General features: G+C 36.0%; 12 protein-coding genes. 5 read left to right on the top strand and 7 right to left on the bottom strand.

Annotated features, from left to right (window positions below; genetic code table 11):
* Positions 1-256 precede the first annotated feature (256 nt).
* Entirely contained in the window at positions 257-520 is a 264-nt protein-coding gene (locus tag HNS38_RS13715) for a hypothetical protein (protein ID WP_172280122.1), read from the top strand.
* A 3-nt stretch (positions 521-523) separates the two neighbouring features.
* Positions 524-2,422, top strand: coding sequence for a DNA mismatch repair endonuclease MutL (gene mutL / locus HNS38_RS13710; RefSeq protein ID WP_172280124.1), 1,899 nt, complete (start codon positions 524-526; stop codon positions 2,420-2,422).
* A gap of 153 nt (positions 2,423-2,575) precedes the next feature.
* On the opposite strand, the gene HNS38_RS13705 is transcribed toward mutL, so the two are convergent.
* Positions 2,576-3,199 carry a nucleotidyl transferase AbiEii/AbiGii toxin family protein gene (locus HNS38_RS13705; protein ID WP_172280125.1) on the bottom strand — a complete coding sequence of 208 codons (624 nt, stop codon included), beginning with the start codon at positions 3,197-3,199 and terminating at the stop codon, positions 2,576-2,578.
* Positions 3,154-3,447 (bottom strand): hypothetical protein, encoded by a 294-nt coding sequence (locus tag HNS38_RS13700; protein ID WP_172280127.1) that lies wholly within the window; start codon positions 3,445-3,447, stop codon positions 3,154-3,156. Before HNS38_RS13700 ends, HNS38_RS13705 begins: the two co-directional genes overlap by 46 nt.
* A gap of 166 nt (positions 3,448-3,613) precedes the next feature.
* Between HNS38_RS13700 and HNS38_RS13695 the strand changes: the two genes are divergently transcribed.
* The 3 genes from HNS38_RS13695 (at position 3,614) to pheT (ending at position 8,349) form a co-directional block, all read left to right on the top strand.
* Positions 3,614-4,465: a rhomboid family intramembrane serine protease gene (locus HNS38_RS13695; protein WP_253916304.1), complete on the top strand. Its 852-nt coding sequence runs from the start codon at positions 3,614-3,616 to the stop codon at positions 4,463-4,465.
* Entirely contained in the window at positions 4,466-5,419 is a 954-nt protein-coding gene (locus tag HNS38_RS13690; RefSeq protein WP_172280128.1) for a rhomboid family intramembrane serine protease, read from the top strand.
* Between the two features lie 470 nt (positions 5,420-5,889).
* Positions 5,890-8,349, top strand: a complete 2,460-nt coding sequence (gene pheT, locus HNS38_RS13685) for a phenylalanine--tRNA ligase subunit beta (RefSeq protein ID WP_172280131.1) — start codon at positions 5,890-5,892, stop codon at positions 8,347-8,349.
* 53 nt (positions 8,350-8,402) lie between these two features.
* On the opposite strand, the gene HNS38_RS13680 is transcribed toward pheT, so the two are convergent.
* The 5 genes from HNS38_RS13680 to priA all read right to left on the bottom strand — a co-directional run bounded on the left by HNS38_RS13680 (position 8,403) and on the right by priA (position 16,164).
* On the bottom strand, positions 8,403-9,644 hold the full coding sequence (locus tag HNS38_RS13680; protein ID WP_172280133.1) for a hypothetical protein: 1,242 nt from the start codon (positions 9,642-9,644) through the stop codon (positions 8,403-8,405).
* A gap of 19 nt (positions 9,645-9,663) precedes the next feature.
* Positions 9,664-10,419, bottom strand: a complete 756-nt coding sequence (locus HNS38_RS13675) for a hypothetical protein (RefSeq protein WP_172280134.1) — start codon at positions 10,417-10,419, stop codon at positions 9,664-9,666.
* Positions 10,420-10,421: 2 nt separating this feature from the next.
* Positions 10,422-12,086: a VC_2705 family sodium/solute symporter gene (locus HNS38_RS13670; RefSeq protein WP_172280136.1), complete on the bottom strand. Its 1,665-nt coding sequence runs from the start codon at positions 12,084-12,086 to the stop codon at positions 10,422-10,424.
* Between the two features lie 41 nt (positions 12,087-12,127).
* Positions 12,128-12,931 carry a hypothetical protein gene (locus HNS38_RS13665; RefSeq protein WP_172280138.1) on the bottom strand — a complete coding sequence of 268 codons (804 nt, stop codon included), beginning with the start codon at positions 12,929-12,931 and terminating at the stop codon, positions 12,128-12,130.
* Positions 12,932-13,677: 746 nt separating this feature from the next.
* The gene (gene priA, locus HNS38_RS13660; protein ID WP_172280140.1) at positions 13,678-16,164 is read right to left on the bottom strand and encodes a primosomal protein N'; all 2,487 of its coding nucleotides are present in this window, start codon (positions 16,162-16,164) and stop codon (positions 13,678-13,680) included.
* Positions 16,165-16,226 lie beyond the last annotated feature (62 nt).

The raw sequence follows: 16,226 nt of genomic DNA, 5'->3' as shown, positions 1-16,226 counted from the left end.
ATGATTTGGAGAAAGACGATCAATTAGCTCTGTTTTTATAATCGAACTCGGGTTACTAGATATTTTTCGGTCTATAAAATTAGACAAAATAACCATACCAAACGTTAGAAATACATATTAATATTTGGAAAGCACAATTTCAAAAATCAAAGCAGAAAAATCATATTGAGGTTATATAAAACTCAAAAGCAGTACATGATAAATAAAAACATATCTGTATAATTTAGTAAATTTGCAGCCAAATAAAGACTAGAACATGAAGGTAACTTTTTTAAAAACTTCCAAAGCCAGGAAATTTGATTATAAGCCTCGATTTTATGATGCTCAGAAAGAAGCTGATGAGAAGCGAAAGAAAGAAATAGAAGATAATATAAAGAATCCAGAGCGTTTAAATCTACGTAGAGAAATGCAACAGAAATGGGGTCGTCATGATAGGACTAGAAAAAAATCGAAGTCCTATTCTTTGGCCATTTATATTGTCCTTCTCATTGCAATCATTTATTTCATGTTCTTTAAATAAAATATGGCAGATAAAATCAAATTACTCCCCGATTCGGTAGCAAACCAAATCGCAGCTGGTGAAGTTATCCAACGCCCAGCCTCTGTTGTTAAAGAGCTTTTAGAAAACGCCTTAGATGCTGGAGCCTCTTTAATCAACCTGATTATTAAAGATGCTGGAAGAACCCTCGTTCAAATCACCGATAATGGTAGTGGAATGAGCGCCACTGATGCTCGCATGTGTTTCGAAAAACATGCTACTTCTAAGATAAAAACACCCGACGATCTTTTTAATTTAAATACCCTTGGCTTTAGAGGTGAAGCTTTAGCCAGTATTGCGGCTATTGCTCAGGTTGAATTAAAGACAAAAACAGAAGATGAAGAATTAGGTACCGAAATTATTATCGAAGGTTCACAGTTTAAATCACAAGAAAACTGCAGCACTAGCACTGGAACTTCTTTTTCAGTAAAGAATCTGTTTTATAATGTTCCGGCGCGAAGAAATTTCCTAAAATCGAATCCTGCCGAAATTAGACATATTATCGAGGAATTTCAAAGAGTCGCTTTGGTACATCCCGATGTAGCATTCAATTTTTATAATAATGGTAATGTAGTTTATCAATTAAAATCGGCTCCTTTGAAAGTAAGGATAGCTCAGGTGATTGGTCAGAAAAATTATGAGGAGAAGTTAGTCCCCATTGCAGAACAAACTGAAAACCTGAAAATTTCTGGTTTTATTGGAAAACCTGAATTTGCCAGAAAAAAAAGAGGCGAACAATACTTCTTTGCCAACAATAGGTTTATCAAACATCCCTACTTTCACCATGCTGTGGAAAGTGCCTATAGCGAACTGGTCCCAGACGGCTCTACTCCTAGCTACTTCATCTTTCTAGAGGTCAATCCAGAAGATATAGACGTTAATATTCACCCTACCAAAATAGAGGTGAATTTTACGGACAAGCAATTAATATATGCAGTTTTGGCTGCTTCTATCAAAAAGGCTTTAGGGCAATTTAGTTTAACCCCCAGCCTCGATTTTGAACAAGAGGACAGCATGAAATTCGAATTCCCAGCAGACCGCCCTGTTCGTCCTCCAAGCGTTAAAATAAACCCAGATTATAATCCCTTTGAATCGGAGAAACCAGAACCCAACCCCAGACAAGAAAGCAACCACGAAAATTGGGATAAGCTTTACGATTTTGACACTCCTGCTTCTTCAGCACCCAGCCACTCATCCAGCTCCTTTAGCTCTCCTGACTCTTTTAGTTCTGACACTCCAGATATTCAGCCTAGCCAGCATGCCGAATGGGCAGCCTCCTCCATGGACATGATACCAGAAGAGGATTCTGATGTTAAAATAAAAAGCACCACCTTTATTCAATTGGGCTTTACCTATGTGATTTCCAGTTTAAAATCGGGCTTGATTATGATTCACCAGCAATTGGCTCACGAGCGAATTTTGTATGAAAAGTACTTAGAGCAATACGAGAACCGCCAGATAGCAAGTCAACAATTACTCTTCCCGGTTAATATCAATCTCTCTGTGGAAGAATTGAGTTTGGTGAGAGAAATTGAAGAAGAATTAAAAGGCTTTGGTTTCGATTTGGAATATTTCGGCCAATCAGGTATCATCATCAACGGAAGCCCTATGGATGTTTCCGAAGGTAAAATCCCGTCTATTATAGATGAGATTCTTCAAAACATAGACTCAGGACAAGACCCAGGGCAGGAACGTAAAAAAGCTTTTGCCAGAAGCATGGCTCGTCAATTGGCCATTAAAGTAGGGCAGAAATTAGAAAATCATGAAATGGATCAGCTTACCGATGCCCTTTTCTCTTGCAAAGTTCCAGAAGTTTCTATCGATGGAGAACCTATTGTGAAGACTTTATCTTTAGATGAAATTCGGAATCGATTTTTGCAGTAAGAAAGCTATATCACAGAGGACACAAAGAAGCCACAAAGTTTCACAGAGAAAACTTAAAAAGGTGATTTACCCTGTTTAATAATTCCAATGTTTCTGGGTAGACGCTTTGATATTGTAACAACTGAAATCTTCTTTTGAGATTTTTAAAATCAATTATGACAAAAGTTCAACTTCATTCTGAATTCTTTCTTTAATAGCATCCCAATTTGTCTTTTTCAAAAAGATAGGTTCTGGTTCTTGATCAGCATCGAAAAAATATAATAGACTTTTGATAATTTGAAAGCTGTTCTGGATTTTATATTTCTTCATATAGAGCGAAATCATTTCTTTCAATGAAAACCTCTCCAAGAGGAAATACACATCCACAAAATCTTTCTTAGCTCCCCGTCCATTTATAGCAGACAGTTTCATTGCTGTCAAATCTTCTAAATCTAATATTCTAATTCCATCGATTTGATGAATTGGCTTAAGTAAATCATATTTATAGCTAATATATTCTGTCTTTATTTCTTTTTCCTTGTAAGAAATCACATGAGAAACAGTATTCAGATCCATATAGGAATTTGAAATAGAAAAATGCTTATCTGAAAAATCATGAAGTGAGACCGTATCAAAATCTTCTTGAGTAAAAAAATCTAAATCAACAGATATTCTATGCCCAAGGTAAAGAGCAATAGCTGTACCTCCAACTAAAAAGAATTTTGAGAAATACGCTTCCTCGGAAATCTCTTTTAATAAGTCCAATGTTTCTGGGTAGACGCTTTGATATTGTAACACCTGAAATCTTCTTTTGGGATTTTTAATATAACACTAAGAAAGTTTAGTGTTTTATCATTGAAATGCCTAACCCTCACCACTTCTGATTTAATTTTTTCAAGCCCAAAATACGACTTTATCAATTTCCAATCAGAAATATCACCCTTCTGAACTACTCTTTCAATAATAAATCTGGCATGCTCTTCACCATTTAAACTATTGAAGTCGATGTCCCAAAATAAAGCTTTATTGAGTTGTGACAATTCCATGAAACAAAGGTAAGAAAAATACAATATGGAGAATTGCTGCCATGACAGCCTGACACAAATCACAATTATTTACAAAACAATGATTCTACAAGCAAGATAATCAGTATCACATCTAAAATCTTAGTATTTTTGGCAACAATTTTGATAGAGCAATAAAAAAACATTTATGAGTCAGCAATTTCGTCCCAATAAATTTGGAATCTTACCCCCGGTAGTTAAAAACCTATTGATCATTAATGGTTTGTTTTATTTAGCCACCATGGCCTTGGGTTCTGCCTATCAAATTGATTTAATAGAACTATTAGGCTTGCACTATGTTGGCGCTTCCGATTTTAGACCTTATCAATATTTCACCTATATGTTTATGCATTCCAGCACCAACTACTCACATATTCTATTTAATATGTTTGCCCTGTGGATGTTTGGAAATACGCTAGAGAATGTTTGGGGCAGCAAGAAATTCCTGATTTACTATCTATTTACCGGAATTGGGGCAGCAGTCATTTACACCTTCTGGATTGGTTTTGAAATTTCACCAACGGTAAATGCCATCGACCAGTTTTTAAATAATCCCTCACTGGAAGGATTTGCGGTATTTAGAAACTCTGAATATTTCCAAGTCGCCAATTATGATATTCAAAACAGTTTTAATGCTTTCGTGGAATCTTATAACAGAAGTATTGCTACAGATAAAGGATTAGCCCTTCAACAAGCGGTTAACTTTATGAGCGACTATAGAGAATCCTTTTTAAATGCCCACACTGTAGTGGGAGCCAGTGGAGCTGTATATGGTATTCTATTGGCCTTTGGTATGATGTTCCCAAATAGCATTATCTATTTATACTTCGCCATTCCAGTGAAAGCAAAATACTTTGTCATGATTTTTGGAGCTCTTGAATTATACTCTGGAATCTCGAACCGCCCAGGTGATAATGTGGCACATTTTGCCCACCTTGGAGGAATGTTATTTGGCTTCATTTTAATTTCCATATGGAAGAAAAGAGGAAAACTATACTAAATGATAGGACAGAATCCATACGCAAACAGTGGGAAATCCATGCTGGAAGAACTAAAATCTTTTTTCAAAAGAAATGATATGCTCACCAGATTAATGGTCATCAACATCAGTGTTTTTGCACTGATCAATATCTCTGGACTCCTCCTCTACTTATTAAACATCGATAGAGAGTTTCTAGAGATCCATGGTGTTTATCGATTGACCTATTACTTAAGCTTACCCTCTGACTTGGGTTCTTTTTTAATGCGTCCTTGGTCACTCATTACCTATATGTTTGTCCAAGAAGGTATTTTTCATCTCTTTTTTAATATGATGATATTATATGTGGGTGGACAAATTTTCAATCGCTTTGTTGGAGAGTCTAAATTATTAAGCACCTATATATTAAGTGGAATTGCAGGAGCTATTTTATATGTACTCACCTTTAATATTTTCCCTGCCTTTCAAAATGTAGTTGGAGGAAGCTTTGCCATTGGCTCATCCGCTTCCGTTCTAGGGGTTTTTATTGCAGCCGCTACTTTCGCACCTAACCTTCCCCTAAATGTCATTTTTCTGGGAGATGTAAAACTGAAATATATTGCGATTGTTTTTATAGCCTTAGATCTATTGAATATCAGAAATGGAAATGCTGGTGGACATATCGCACATCTTGGTGGTGCATTTTATGGTTATCTTTTTAGTAGTCAACTTAAAAAGAATGTGGATATCAGTAAAAGCTTTAATCAATTACTGCTAAAACTAAAATCCTATTTCTATAGCGAGAAGAAAAAAAGCAGTTTTAAAAACGTACATAAAAACCCTAAAAGACCAAGTACGGACGAGGACTATCTAAAGAAAAAAAATGCCCATCAAGCCGAAATCGATCAAATTTTGGACAAAATAAAGAAGTCAGGTTATGAGAGCTTGTCAACTCATGAAAAACAGAAACTCTTTGATGCCAGTAATAGATCTTAAAATAAATAGGCATGCATAAGGTCATTTTTGTTAGAATCCTCCGAATCTCAAGTCATTTTCCTGTAAATATTCGCTTTCCAGTTATTGGACATTTTATTGTCAAAAACACCCCATTTTAGTTTGAATAATTTAGGTACGGACCATGAGATCGGCCTACATTTGTATTGAGATAGTAATTAATTACTTTTGGGCTTTCAAACAATTAAAAAATTAAAATTTAGAACAAAAACCGACGGACTACATAACTAATAGTTCGTTCCCTTTAACAACAACACACAACACACACAATTCAAAAGAACCTGAAACTACCTTTTCAGGTTCTTTTTTTATGTACAGTTTTTCAATTAGAGCATCAGGCGAATAATTAAATCCGCTATCCAATTTATTTTCAAAAGGCCTCCATTTCCATAGATTAACCAAGCCTATTTTTTCATACTTTTGCAATCTTAAATTTTTAAAGGAAGAATATTATGAAATTGTCTCATAAATGGTTGAAAGAGTATGTAGAGTTTGACAAGACTCCAGAAGAAATGGATAGAATTCTAACCGATTGTGGCCTAGAAGTAGAAGGCATTGAAAAAGTGCAATCTATTAAAGGCGGACTGGAAGGAATTGTGATTGGAGAAGTGATGACTTGTGAACAACATCCTAATGCCGACAAACTGAGCAAAACAACTGTAGATGTTGGTGGAGAAAGACACCTCGATATTGTTTGTGGCGCTCCAAACGTAGCAGCTGGCCAAAAAGTGTTAGTGGCCACTGTAGGTACTACTCTTTATGATGGCGATGATTCCTTTAAAATCAAAAAATCGAAAATCCGTGGTGAAGCTAGTGAAGGTATGATTTGTGCTGAAGATGAGCTTGGCCTAGGAAAATCGCACGATGGAATTATGGTTCTAGAAGCTGACGCCCAAGTTGGACAAGAAGCAAAAGCCTTTTTTAATATTGAGGATGATTTCGTTTATGAAATTGGTTTGACTCCTAACCGCTCCGATGCCACTTCTCATATTGGCTCCGCTCGCGATGTAGTTGCCGTTCTAAACCATATAAATCAGAACAAAGGAGCCAGCTTAAAAATGCCTTCTGTGGACGATTTCAAAGTAGACAATACTGATTTAGATATAGAAATAGAAGTAGAAGACGAAGCGGCTTGTCCTCGTTATTCAGGAGTAACATTAAGCAATCTTAAAGTTGGAGAATCTCCAGAATGGTTGAAGAACTATTTAGAAGCCATCGATATTCGCTCTATCAACAATTTGGTTGACATTACCAATTTTGTGATGCTGGAAACTGGTCAACCTCTTCATGCTTTCGATGCTAAAGCGGTGACTGGAAACAAAGTGATTGTAAAGAAAATGGCCAAGGATTCTACTTTCGTCACACTTGATGATGTAGAAAGAAAACTCAGTGGCGAAGATTTAATGATTTGCAATGCAGAAGAAGGCATGTGTATTGGTGGTGTATTTGGTGGTAGTAAATCGGGAGTTACTGATGAAACCACTAGTATATTCTTAGAATCAGCTTGCTTCGATCCTAAAACCATTCGATTAACTTCTAAGTTCCATACTTTGAAAACCGATGCCAGCTTCCGTTTTGAAAGAGGTACCGACCCTAACATCACTGTTTACGCCTTAAAACGCGCGGCTTTATTAATGAAAGAAATCGCTGGAGGTGTCATCAGTTCAGAAATTAAAGATTTCTATCCAAACCCAGTTGCCCCTGTTGAAATTGATGTGAAATATACAAATGTGGATCGTCTAATTGGAAAATCTATCGACAGATCTCAAATCAAGAGCATTTTAGAAGATTTAGATATACTTGTAGTCAACGAGACCGAAGAAGGTATACGCGTTGCTGTTCCTACTGTTAAAGTGGAAGTCACTCGTGAGGCTGACATTATAGAAGAAATTTTAAGAGTCTATGGAATGAATCACATTCATTTTACTGACCAAGTTCATTCCGCTTTAGCCTTTTCTAAAAAACCTAATCCAGAGAAATACCAGAATATGATTTCTGATTATCTTTCTGCCAATGGTTATGCCGAAGGAATGAACAACTCATTAACCAAATCCTCTTATTATATCAAGGACGAAAACTACGATGAAAAGACATTAGTTCGTATGTTGAATCCTCTAAGTAGCGATTTAGATGTACTTCGTCAGAGTTTATTATTTGGTTCCTTAGAAAACTTGGTTTATAATATCAATCGTAAAGAGCCTAATGTGAAGCTTTATGAGTTTGGCAAAGCTTACCAATTCAAAAATCCAGAAGCTGATGTAGTCACCAAAAGGTACCAAGAAGAAAAACACTTGGCTATTATCCTTAGCGGACAAGAGAAATTAGAAAACTGGAATCACGACAAAAAAGAAATCGATTTCTTCTTTGTAAAATCTATGGTTCAGCGTATTCTTACTAAACTTCAATTTACAGCTAAAGAAATTACAGCCGAAAAAACTACTAATAAACAATTCAAAGAAGGATTAGTGATTAGTGTTCGTAAAAAACCTGTTGTTGAGTTCGGAGAATTGTCTTCCAAATTATTGAAATCATTCGGAATCAAGCAAAAAGCCTTCTATGCAGATTTCAATTGGGAAAATGTGATGAAACTATCTAAGCAATTCGATGTTCAGATGGAAGAGATAGTGAAGTTCCCAATGGTAAGAAGAGATTTAGCCTTAGTGGTAGACAAGTCAGTGACTTTTGGAGAAATTGAAGCCATTGCTCACAAAGCAGAAAAAAACATTCTTAAATCTGTTGGTTTATTCGATGTTTTTGAGGGCAAACCATTAGAGGAGGGTGAAAAATCTTACTCTATCAACTTCTTCTTGCAAGACAACAACAAAACACTAAACGACAAACAAATAGATAAACTCATGAACCGCCTGATCATGCTTTATGAAAAGGAATTAGGCGCTTTGATTAGAAAATAAGATAAGAGATTTAGGATCGTAAACCCCCTCTAGGGGGTTTACGATCCTAAACTTTAAAAGAAGAAATAAGAAGCAAATAATATCCTCAAATTCCCAACAGGGTTTAAATCTTGAGGTACACCATATTCATCATAAGAAGCACCATAACTTGCATTGGTATACTCTCCTTCTAGAGCAAACTTCAATTTATTGACTTGATATGAAACTCTTGGAGAAACTCTATACATACTTGCTATATTGGTTCCTAAACCATATTTGGGTCCAACGATTTTATCCTTAGCACCTAAATTTTGAGAATATCCAGCAAAAACTCCTACTTGGAACTTTTTTCCATTACTAGAAATATCAATCCAAGAAGACATGGTGTTCAAAGTAGTATAGCTCACAAAACCCTTTTCAAGGTTTGTAGAATCGCTGATAGCAATGCCTCCTATTGACAAAACATCTGGCATATTCTGCCCATAAACGCCTTGCATTTTAATGGTAATAGGCTTCAAATTCACTCTTAAGAATGCAAAAGCATTATAACCACCCACCGACTCGTCCGTCTGATATCCTAATGAGGTTTTAGTTTGTGGAGCAATTTGCTTATAACTGGCACCTAAACCAAAAAGGATGGCATCCCCAGGTTTTAAATGTACCTGCAAACTGAGTTCTGGAATATTAGAATTCCTTAGAAACTCACTACTTACTAATGTTGAAGATGGAGCAAGAGGATTTGGTCCTCTGCTGGCATAATCTCTTTGAGAATTAGCCACAAAGATAAATTTCGCTAAACCCATGGATTGACTCACTCTAATCTGAGGACTTCTTCCAAAAGGCTGAAAAGGCACACCTGTATTAAATGAAATAGTACCCGGAAAACAATCGGTCACAAACATGGGAATCCAATATTGACCTAGCAATACCTCTGTGGATGTCCATTTCATTTTAATGTAAGCATGACGTAATCTAAATAAGTTGATGTTTGGATTTAACTGTCCAAAGAAATCACCTTCTATTTTTGCTGAAATATCCGCATTTAAGGCCTTAGCACCATTAACACTCACTCCCAATCTAGATTGAATGGAAAGAAAATTAAAGCTGCTTGCACCATTCAAATCATTTCCATCGGGATCTAAATCTTCTGCAGCCGGAAATAATAAAAAATGGCCTTCTCGGGCTGATACGGTTTTGCGAGAATCCCAAAACATATCATTTTTCACAAAGCCGCCTACTTTAACTTTCACCTCACTCACCTCTTGTCCAAAAGATAGAAATGGAATTAAAAACACGAATAAGAATAATTTTCTCATACTAAATTTGATTATATCGTTATTTGTTTGGTGGGAAAATCTTGTCTAAAAGACTCCTCTCTTTCAAAGGCTCTCCCAATAAAATATTAATATTATTTTCAGCAGTAAGATTCTCAGGCCATAATTCCAATGCCAATTGATAATACTCCACTGCCTTTTCTACTTGATTTTGATGACGAAGTACAATGCCCAAATTGGTATAACTCACAGATAATCTACGAGTCATTTCTACTTGTGCAGTTTCTATTTCTTTCACTCTTTTATTCACATAATCATTGCGCAAAGATATATCCAATAATGGAAATTCCCTCTGGTAAATAGACTGAAAATGAATCAGCAATTCTTCATGATTTAGCTCTCCAAATTTCAGAAGCCAATCATCGTAAATATTAATTCCCTCTAGAATTTCACACTCTGAAAGACCAATAATAGAATCCCTTTCCACTTGGGAAACCGCTTCAAACAAAGCAATATTTAACAATACTGCAGCTCGGTTATTATGGAGTACTGCTACTTCATAAGAATTCTGATAATCATCTAATTGAGCATATATAAGATAGATAGAGTCCAGTAAATCAAAAATATCATTATACTTTTTCTCGACTGCCAGATTATTATACTCACTATATAACTCCTTAGCATGCCTTACTCGAGGATCTTCAGCATCATTAACCCGACTATAATAGAGATTGGCATACCACAGGCCAGCTATGAATATAATCACCATTACGATACTAAGAATTCCTGAAGTACGGTTAAACTTAATGATTCCCATTTTTAACTATGTACATTTTCAACTAAGAACTTTCTAATTTCCACTGGAGTTTCTTCCGTAAATTTCGAAACAATGATATTAGTTAATATGGCTAATGGTGCACCAATCCATGCAAAATACCAAGCGCCTAACCAATAGTTCATAAACTCATGGGCAGGAAGTATTAGATTAAATTTTCCGGCAACAAAATAGGTGATTGCAATAAGAGAAACCATACCCCCAACTATTAATCCCCATGTAGCGCCTTTTCTATTGGAACCACTCCACCAAATTCCCAGAAGGAATAATGGAAAGATAGTACAACCAGCTAAAGAAAAAGCAACAGCCACTAACTGGCCAATTAATGCTAATTTCATTAAAGCAATAAGTGTTACTATAATGGCCATTAATACAGTCGCCCAACGCGCCATTGCCAGTTGTCTTTTTGGAGAACAGCTTGGATTAATGACCTTCACATATAAATCGTGGGAGAATGCAGAGGCACCAGCTACTAACAATCCAGAAACCGTAGAAAATGCTGCAGAAACTCCTCCGGCAGCTAAAAGACCAACAATAAGAGGATTGATATTTCCAAGCTGAGCCGTGTATACTACAATGGCATCTTTAGATAATTTTCCAACTTCAGGGTTTGCAGAAAGAATAGTTCCCAAGGCAGAATAAACTGGGGCACTCCAATATAAAATACAGATGAAGAATAAGCCCCAAACCACTGACCAACGCGCATCACGTACTTTAGGCACTACATAAAAACGCTGAATAACGTGTGGCAAACCTGCGGTTCCTACCATTAAAGAGAAAGTAATAGCCATAAACTGGAAAAAAGTTTGTCCACTTGAAGGGTCCCAAGGCATGGCATATTCGGGACTTGGCGTAATGGCAAAGTCATGCCCGAAGGAGTTCACCATATTGACCATTTCTGGCGCAGGAATTCCGGTTACAATATCAGTAACAATAGAACCATATCCAATTTGAGGAAGCAACCAGAAATAATCATATTTGAAGGAGAGTATAAAAAGTGGTATCAAGAAAGAAATAATAATGATAATATATTGAATCTGCATATTTTTGGTGACTCCAAGCATACCTGATATTAATGTATAGCTTAAAACCACAGCTCCACCAACCATTACAGCAACAGCATAATCAATACCTAATATCCACTTAAATAATAGTCCTATTCCTCCAAATTGCCCCACACAATAAGCTATTGAAATCAGAATGGCTACAATGGCACCACTAATTCTTAATGTTTTTGAATAAAATCTATCGCCAATAAAATCGGCAGCGGTATACTTTCCATATTTTCTAATCTGACCTGCCATTAAAACAAGTAACAATACATATCCACCTGTCCAGCCTATCACATAAGCTAAACCATGATATCCGCTACCATACATTAAAGCAGCCATTCCCAAGAAAGAAGCGGCACTCATCCAGTTCGAGGCAATCGCCATTCCTGAGCCTACTTTTGAGATTTTTCGGCCTGCTGCAAAAAAATCATTGGTGTCTTTGGCACGAAAAACAATCCCCACCACCACAAACAAAATGAGGATGCTTAATAGAATTAATGCAGGACCCAATTTAAAACCGCCTTCCAAAGTGGTTGAGGCATTTGCAAATATATATCCTGGAAGCAATATGGAAATTGCCAATAAAATCTTTTTCATATCTATGCTTTTAATATTCGAATTTTGATGAAAACCCATGATTATTCTTCTGTAATGCCAAGCCTAAACATAGCTTTATCCGTAGCGATACAATAATAAAGACAAATACCTACAAATAGAATCAGTAGGAATACCCCAGTATAGAAGTAATGGAAAGGAAATCCCAAAAAAACATAATCGGTAAGAAAGGATTGATTATGTATCAGATATTTAGCCATCACCATTTCAACCATTTCAGTATTAAGAGTGGAAGAACTAGCCGCTGCAAGTTCTATAGGCAATAATTTAGCTTCCAAACTATAAGGCTCCACATTAATCAATTTTGCGCTTAAAGAACCTAAATCTGCTTTTTGATTAGGATAGTCGGATTTCCCGAATTCAGCACTCCTCAGAATTTCAATTTTATTACCAAGTAAGGCCTTTTGACTTTCCCCCGCCAATTCAAAAGTAAAATGACTCACCGCAGCATTCAAATAAACACGATCCTCTGGTTTAAGTGTTACTTTTCCCAAAACGGATAAGGCAGACTTAATGAACACTTGTTTTTCCAAATCACTAGCCTGACCACTTTTTAACTGATTCCAAACACCTTGGTATTCCACATAAGCCATTTCGGGAGTAGGTTCTTCAATTACTTTTAAAAAGATTTGAAATCCAAAAATACAAACAGCCCAAACTGTTAATAGGGTGATGGATAAATTCCGGTTAAATTTTGCCAATTTAGTTGTTGGTTGAAAGAAACTAATGTGATAGTCCTTTTCATTTAGATTCTTCATCTCATCCATTGAATAAATATTAAAATTAAACAACACATCGCTAGCCCCAATATTGGTTAGCTTTTTCACTTATTCTCAGGGTAAATATATGCAGTAATGTTATTTAATAAACAATCAACCAATGAATTAACAAAACACTCACTATCGAATATTCAATAAGTATATTCGAAAACCCAGTAAATTTAGGTATTTCAGACTCCAGAATGTTGTCGAAATGCTTATTTAGAACAGATTTAATTAATAAGAATAATGAGCATTTGCTTATTAAAATTAAGGCTCGGATAATGAGCAACTTAAGAAATCTTATTAAAAAATGGCCTAAATGGATGCGCATTCAATTTATTTTGACTTTGAAAAGAAGATAGTCAAATACGAAAAAAAGCCCCCCTGATTTCATTGATATAGGATTGAAATAAAAATAAAGGAAATATGATCAAACTACAAAAAAACCCCAACTCTAAATACTTTAGGCAATTAAATACTCTAAGTACTATTTTAGCTGTCATTCCACGCAAAGGAAACGCAAAGGTTTTCGCAAAGGTTTTCGCAAAGCTCGCTAAGGGATCAAAATCTTGAGTATAACGAAAGGATTGGAGCCCTAGATTCAGAAACAAACCAGTTAAAAACTCAAGGGCGCTATCCTTTCACTACGACAATTTCGACAAGTGATCGAAGCTCAATGACCAAAAAGCTCTCATACTTTTAATCCTCCAATCATAGGCGATTCTATCAAGAAACTCAACTTTGAACTTTGAAAAGTCGAACATCAAACTTTAAACTCTAAGTACTCTATAATCTTTAAGTACTCCTTAGAACTACATAGGATCCACATCAATCACCACACGAATGGCTTTATATTGCTTTCCGCTATTGAAGGCATCGAGAATATCATGAATGACCTTGCGAGAGGAATCAATAGGATAGCCTTTTTCTAATTTTAATAATACTTCTTTAAGATAAAGATTACGCATTCGTGCAACCATGGGGTATTCTGGACCTATGATTCTTTGTCCGAATTTTTCTCTCAGAAGGCTAGAAAAATCTTGCATGGCCTCATTGAGTACCCTATAATCTTTGTGCTTTAAAGTAAAGCGAATCAAACGATAGAATGGAGGATATTTATAATTTCTTCTTTCCAAAATCTGGCTGTCATACATTTTTTGATAACTATTCTCTATCACATAGCGAATAACAGAATGATAGGGATTAAAAGATTGGATAATGACTTTACCTTTTTTCTCTTTTCTACCTGCCCTACCGCTCACCTGCACCAACATTTGAAAACTGCGTTCGAAAGCTCTAAAGTCAGGGAAATTGATCATATTATCGGCATTTAAAACCCCCACAACACTCACATTCTCAAAATCTAATCCTTTGGTGACCATTTGTGTTCCCACTAAAATATCGATCTTCTTATCAGCGAAATCCTCAAATATTTTTTCAAAGGCATTCTTGGCTCTGGTGGTATCTAAATCCATACGCTTGATTCTAGCCTCAGGGAGAATGATTGATAAATCCTCCTCTAGTTTTTCTGTACCAAAGCCTTTCATTCTGACTTCTTTACTACCACAACTCCCACAGGTATGCATTAAATGAGAGGAATGTCCGCAAATATGACATCGCAATCGGTTCTGATTTTTATGATACACCAAGCTGATATCACAATTTGGACATTCTGGAATCCAGTTACAGACTTCACATTCTAAGCGTGGCGCAAAGCCTCTTCTATTTTGGAATAGTATTACTTGTTCATTTCTTTCCAAGGCCTCTTTTACATGCATCATTAAGAAGGAAGAGAAATGCCCATTCATGGTTTTTCTTTTGGTTTCATGCTTCACATCAGACACCAAAATCTCTGGCAATCGACCTTCACCAAATCGCTCGGTCAAACTCACCAAACCATATTTTCCTGATCGTGCATTATAATAAGTTTCTACCGACGGTGTGGCAGAACCTAAAACCACTTTGGCTTTATGCTGATTTGCCAATACTAAAGCCGCATCGCGAGCATGATAACGAGGAGCAGGATCAAATTGCTTATAACTATTATCATGTTCTTCATCCACAATAATTAAACCTAGGTTTTTAAAGGGTAAAAACACCCCCGAGCGAGCCGACAATATGATTTGATAAGAAGGCGTTCCTTCTTCTTCATTCAAAACTTTATTCCAGATTTCAACTCGCTCATGGATGTTATAGCGAGAATGATAAACACCCACTTTCTCACCGAAATACTTTCGTAATCTATTAATGATTTGAGCCGTTAAGGCAATTTCAGGAAGAAGGTATAATACTTGCTTCCCTTCTTTAATCACCTCATCCATCAATTTGATATAGATTTCGGTCTTTCCACTTCCGGTAATCCCATGCAATAGGCAAGCTGGTTGTTTTCCAAAACTGTTTTTCACCGCCTCAAAAGCTTCATTTTGCGCAAAGCTCAATTCTATACTTTCTACTTCTTTGGCTTTTGCAAAATCCACCAAACGGCTAATACTTTGCTCAAAACTAAAAAACACCCCTTTTTTCTCTAAAGAAGCATAGGCAGATGCTCCATTTTCAAGTTGAGATAAAAGTTCTTTCTTAGGTAAATCTAAATGATTCCCGCCTCGCTTTTGTGATAAGTGCAAAAAAGCCATTACCACTTCCAACTGCTTAAAGGCTCGTTTTTCTAGTTGACTAAACAATTCTCGTAAAGCCTCTTCTTCTCTATACTCCTCTACCAACTGAACTCTAGTCTCTTTCCTTACCTTATATTTATCTTCTAGCTCCTCCTCCATCAATACAATGCCCTTCTCGGTCATGGTTTTAATGAGAGGAAATACTTTTTTTAAATCGGTAAGTTCTGATGCCTGAGTAATACTTATATTATCCTGATTCTGAAGTGCTGTTAATATTAATGCTTCTTTTTCATTTAAAGAAATACTACCAATCTCAAAATCGGGATTTAAGACCAATTTCGATTCGCTACTTAGCTTAAAAGCTGTGGGAAGCGCCGCATTCATCACCTCTCCTATACCTGAGATATAATATTTAGAAATCCAAGTCCAGAATTTCAATTGGTATTGATTTACAATAGGATAAGCATCTAATACTGCCAAAATATATTTGGGTTGATAATTCTGAGGAATGTTTTCATGCACAGAAACCACTAAAGCCGCATATACTTTTCTAGTGCCAAACTGCACCAGAACTCGCATCCCTTGCGCTACCATTTCATTCATTTCGAAAGGCACACGATAGGTAAAACTTCCATCGAGTGGAAGTGGTAAAATAACCTCTACAAAAAGCGTTTTTCTATCCATAAATTGAAATACAAAATTAGAAAATAATAAGTGTATTTGGATTACAATTTAGTATTTATGAA

The sequence above is a fragment of the Lentimicrobium sp. L6 genome (assembly GCF_013166655.1).
GTDB lineage: Bacteria > Bacteroidota > Bacteroidia > Bacteroidales > UBA12170 > UBA12170.
This window is presented reverse-complemented; position numbering and strand designations above follow the sequence as displayed.

Coding starts and splice junctions, on each gene's coding strand:
- HNS38_RS13690 (WP_172280128.1), top strand. CDS start 4,466: ATGATAGGACAGAATCCATACGCAAACAGTGGGAAATCCATGCTGGAA.
- priA (WP_172280140.1), bottom strand. CDS start 16,164: ATGGATAGAAAAACGCTTTTTGTAGAGGTTATTTTACCACTTCCACTC.
- HNS38_RS13715 (WP_172280122.1), top strand. CDS start 257: ATGAAGGTAACTTTTTTAAAAACTTCCAAAGCCAGGAAATTTGATTAT.
- HNS38_RS13700 (WP_172280127.1), bottom strand. CDS start 3,447: ATGGAATTGTCACAACTCAATAAAGCTTTATTTTGGGACATCGACTTC.
- HNS38_RS13670 (WP_172280136.1), bottom strand. CDS start 12,086: ATGAAAAAGATTTTATTGGCAATTTCCATATTGCTTCCAGGATATATA.
- HNS38_RS13680 (WP_172280133.1), bottom strand. CDS start 9,644: ATGAGAAAATTATTCTTATTCGTGTTTTTAATTCCATTTCTATCTTTT.
- mutL (WP_172280124.1), top strand. CDS start 524: ATGGCAGATAAAATCAAATTACTCCCCGATTCGGTAGCAAACCAAATC.
- HNS38_RS13695 (WP_253916304.1), top strand. CDS start 3,614: ATGAGTCAGCAATTTCGTCCCAATAAATTTGGAATCTTACCCCCGGTA.
- HNS38_RS13675 (WP_172280134.1), bottom strand. CDS start 10,419: ATGGGAATCATTAAGTTTAACCGTACTTCAGGAATTCTTAGTATCGTA.
- pheT (WP_172280131.1), top strand. CDS start 5,890: ATGAAATTGTCTCATAAATGGTTGAAAGAGTATGTAGAGTTTGACAAG.